Genomic DNA, 3,844 nt, shown 5'->3' with positions numbered 1-3,844 from the left:
ATCTGGCGTTGACTTTTGGCACGCTGTTGAGTTCTCAAGGAACGAACACTTCCATCGAACCTGTCTCACCAGGCCCTCCGGGCGCTTCCCTTCCGATCTTGCATCTCCGACTCTACCAGACCAATTCCCAGTTCCGTTTCCGGGACCTGGAATTCAATCCGATGACCGTTGGAGAGGTCTTTCGCCTTTCGGCTGATTCCGACTTTATCAGACGCGAATTGACTGAGTGAACAGTCTTCGCGATCTGGATAGAGAGTCGATTGGCTCTGCGGGAAATCTCGATTCCCGGTGAGAGCGAGAGAGATACTAGGGGTTGCTCTCGACTGTGTCCAGTCCGAGGCAACCGTTCAAATCTACCTCCCCACGCATGCCGTGTCAACGGTTTTGTGGGCGAAGAGGACAGTAGCAGGTCAGCGGGGTCGGACGCACATCAGGCGGCAACCGGTAGCTCGGCGCTGCGGTCGGTCATATGGACGTCGCCGGTGTCGCCGGCCCGGGCCGCTCGTCCGCCCAGGATGTAGACGTAGGCGAGGAATGCCAGTTCGGCCGCGACGCCGATGGCGATCCGGGTCCAGGTGGGCAGGCCGGAGGGGGTGACGAAGCCTTCGATCACGCCGGAGATGAAGAGGACGAGGGCGAGTCCGAGGGCCATGCCGAGGGCGGCCCGGCCCTGCTGGGCGAGGGCGGTTCGGCGGGAGAGGGGGCCGGGGTCGATGACGGTCCAGCCGAGGCGTAGTCCCGTGCCGGCCGCGACGAAGACGGCGGTGAGTTCGAGGAGGCCGTGCGGGAGGACCAGGCCGAGGAAGGTGTCCAGGCGCCCGGCGGCGGACATCAGGCCGATGCCCACGCCCAGGTTCAGCATGTTCAGGAAGAGGATCCAGATCACCGGGAGGCACAGGAACGCACCCAGGGTGAGGCACATGGCGGCGGCCTGGGCGTTGTTCGTCCAGACCTGCGCGGCGAAGGACGCCGCCGGGTTGCTGGAGTAGTACGTCTCGTATTCGCCGCCGGGGCGGGTCAGCTCGCGCAGATCATCGGGGGGTGCGATCGCCGACTGGACCTCGGGGTGGACGCCGATCCACCAGCCGATGAGCGCGGCGAGGAGGGTGGAGAGGACTGCGGTCGGTATCCACCAGTGGCGTGAGCGGTAGACGGCCGCCGGGAACCCCGCGGTGAGGAAGCGAACCGCGTCGCGCCAGGTGGCGCGGCGGGTGCCGGTGACCGTCGCGCGGGTGCGGGCGACGAGCTGGGTGAGCCGGCCGGTCAGCATCGGGTCCGGGGCGGTGGACTGGATGAGGGAGAGATGGGTGGCGGTGCGCTGGTAGAGGGCGACGAGTTCGTCGGCCTCGGCGCCGGTGAGATGACGGCCCCGGCGCAGGAGGTGTTCCAGACGGTCCCACTCGGCACGGTGGGCGGTCACGAAGACGTCGAGGTCCATGGTCGGTGCTGCTCCAGGCACTGGGTGCGTACGGTTCGTACTACTGCGGCGCGCTGCCGGTCAGCTTGGCAGACTGAGCAGCCGGAGGGGCAGGAAGGTCGACGGCGGAGGGCGGTAGCAGTGAGTGCGCTGGTGACGGGGGACGCGGTCGTCCTGGGGCTGAACCCGGCGAAACTGCCGAGTCGCGCGCTGGCCCTGGCGATCGACATGGCGGTGGTGTGGGCCGCGTATCTGCTGATCTCCATAGCGCTCGCGCTGGCGACCGCGTCGCTGGACGAAGCGGCTGTCATGGCGGTGACGATCGCGACGTTTCTGCTGGTCCTGGTCGGTGCGCCGATAGCGGTGGAGACTCTGAGCCATGGGCGTTCGCTGGGAAAACTGGCCTGTGGGCTGAGGGTGGTACGCGACGACGGGGGGCCGATCCGGTTCCGCCATGCGCTGGTGCGTGGGGCGATGGGCGTGGTGGAGATCCTGATGACGTTCGGGGTCGTCGCCTGTATCGCTTCCCTGGTGTCCGCGCGGGGGCGGCGGATCGGGGATGTGTTCGCGGGGACGCTGGTGATACGGGAGCGGGTGCCGAGCGGGCGGGGAACGGCGGTGCCGCCTCCGCCACCGTGGCTCGTGGGGCGGTTCAGGGAGCTGGATCTCTCCGCGGTGCCGGACCATCTGTGGCTGGCGATACGTCAGTATCTGACGCGGATGGGGCAGCTCGATCCCGCTGTGAGCTGGTCGATGGCGGAGCGGCTGGCCGGAGATCTGGCGGAACGTACGGGAGGGCCTCCCCCTCAGGGCGTGCCGCCTGCCGCCTATCTCGCGGCCGTGGTGAACGAGCGGCAGTCGCGGGACGCAAAGCGGGCGCTCGGGGGTGGGGGCGCGGGGCCGCGTGGGGAATGGGCGCCCGGTTCGGGGGTGGCCTCGGGGCGGCGCGAGGGTGGTGCCGGTGGTGAGGGCGTCGTCGGCCCGGCGCCCGTGACACAAGGGGCCGGCTGGGTGCTGGAGGCGGGTCCGGGTGCCGGGCCGGTGCGGCGGTCTGGGGAGCAGGGCACTGGCGGGAGTCCGGCCCAGGGCCGGGGCCGGGAGGCGGTACGGGAGCCGGGGGCGGGAGCTTCGGGCGACGGCGGGGGGCGTTCGACGGGGTTCGCGCCGCCGGTGTAGCCGCTGGGGTGGCGTGGACCGGCACGGGCGGGCCGCCGGGAGGGCGGGCGAGCGGGCCGCCGGGAGGGCGGTGGAGTGCACCACCGAGAGTCGTGCTCGCGTCCCGTCGTCCCGGTCGGCTGAGGCGTTGGTTGCTCGTGGGGCGGTCGGTATCGGCCGCGGCTGGTGTGGCGGCGCGTGACCGTTGTGTCGCGGGGGCCGGTGCGCATGTGTCGCGGGGGCCGGTGCGCAATCGTTTTCGGTCGGTCCCTGGGCCGGCTGCTGTCAGCCGCTGCCGGGGAAGACCGAGGGCGGGGTCTCCAGGTCCTCCAGCTCGATGCCGGGTGCCGCCAGGACCACGTCCCCGGCGATGTGGACGGTGTGCTGTTCTCCCGTGTCCAGGGCGCTGACCTGGTATTCGTCCACTGTCAGGGGGCCGTTGTCAGTGGCGTGCGCTTCACTGTTCATCAGGGCCCAGGACTGGTCGAGGGTACGGGGAGCGAGGACGGGATCCGTGAACGCGACGAGGCGGACGCGGGTGGCGGGGGAAGCGGGGGTGAGACGCAGCAGACGGGCGAGCGCGACGAGGAACGCGGGGGAAGTGCCGGTGAAGGTATGTGCGCGGACATTGCCTTCGGTGGCATGGGTGCCGGTGGGGTCGGTCCGGACCCAGGTGACACCGTCCAGGGCGGCACCACGGACCTGCCAGTTCGCGGCGTGGAGTTCGAGACGGATAGGGCGGCCGAGGTCGTCGATGGCGAGGTCGACGGAGCCGGTGCGGTCGCCGGAGGGGGTGGTGAGCTGGGAGACATAGCGCCAGCCGGAAGGGCCGGGGGCGCAGTGGAAGTGTTCGTCGCCGAGGGGGGTGTGATCGTGGGGATCGTGGAGCGAATACCGGCCGCGGGGCATGGGGGCGTGGGAGTCCTTGTGCGGTGAGGAGTGGGGCGGGCCAGGGGAGCGGTGAAGGCCCCTGCCGGGGGGTTCCGGGGAATCGGTGGCTTTCGGGAGGCCGGAGCTTTCGGGAGTGCGTGGGACCGGGGTACCGGGTCGCGCACGCCCGGTGGGACCGGGGCGTCTCGGTGAGACCTGGACCTGGAGTCAGAGCCGTCGGCGGTAGTGGCAGGACCCCGTCACGGGGGTGCGGGGACCTGTCTGGTGCCGTAGGTGGTGGGGGCGCCGGGGTCGGTTCGGGACGGGGATGCCGTGGTGGTGGTCACCGCTCCCGTGGAGTCCACGCTGACCGAGGCCACTGGACGACCGCGTGGCCGCGGC

General features: G+C 70.4%; 4 protein-coding genes. 2 read left to right on the top strand and 2 right to left on the bottom strand.

Annotated features, from left to right (window positions below; all coding sequences use genetic code 11):
- The coding region (locus tag ACWF94_RS35850) for a hypothetical protein (protein WP_453498537.1) at positions 1 to 230 on the top strand (230 nt) is incomplete at its 5' end.
- A 200-nt stretch (positions 231 to 430) separates the two neighbouring features.
- Here the strand turns inward: ACWF94_RS35850 and ACWF94_RS35845 are convergent.
- Positions 431 to 1,438 carry a stage II sporulation protein M gene (locus ACWF94_RS35845; protein WP_453498534.1) on the bottom strand — a complete coding sequence of 336 codons (1,008 nt, stop codon included), beginning with the start codon at positions 1,436 to 1,438 and terminating at the stop codon, positions 431 to 433.
- A 120-nt stretch (positions 1,439 to 1,558) separates the two neighbouring features.
- Here ACWF94_RS35845 and ACWF94_RS35840 point away from each other — a divergent pair, with 120 nt between their 5' ends.
- Positions 1,559 to 2,593: an RDD family protein gene (locus ACWF94_RS35840; protein WP_453498531.1), complete on the top strand. Its 1,035-nt coding sequence runs from the start codon at positions 1,559 to 1,561 to the stop codon at positions 2,591 to 2,593.
- A 264-nt stretch (positions 2,594 to 2,857) separates the two neighbouring features.
- Here the strand turns inward: ACWF94_RS35840 and ACWF94_RS35835 are convergent, their stop codons facing one another.
- Positions 2,858 to 3,481 carry a hypothetical protein gene (locus tag ACWF94_RS35835; protein WP_453498528.1) on the bottom strand — a complete coding sequence of 208 codons (624 nt, stop codon included), beginning with the start codon at positions 3,479 to 3,481 and terminating at the stop codon, positions 2,858 to 2,860.
- Positions 3,482 to 3,844 lie beyond the last annotated feature (363 nt).

This window comes from Streptomyces sp. NPDC055078 (assembly GCF_053607985.1).
This window is presented reverse-complemented; position numbering and strand designations above follow the sequence as displayed.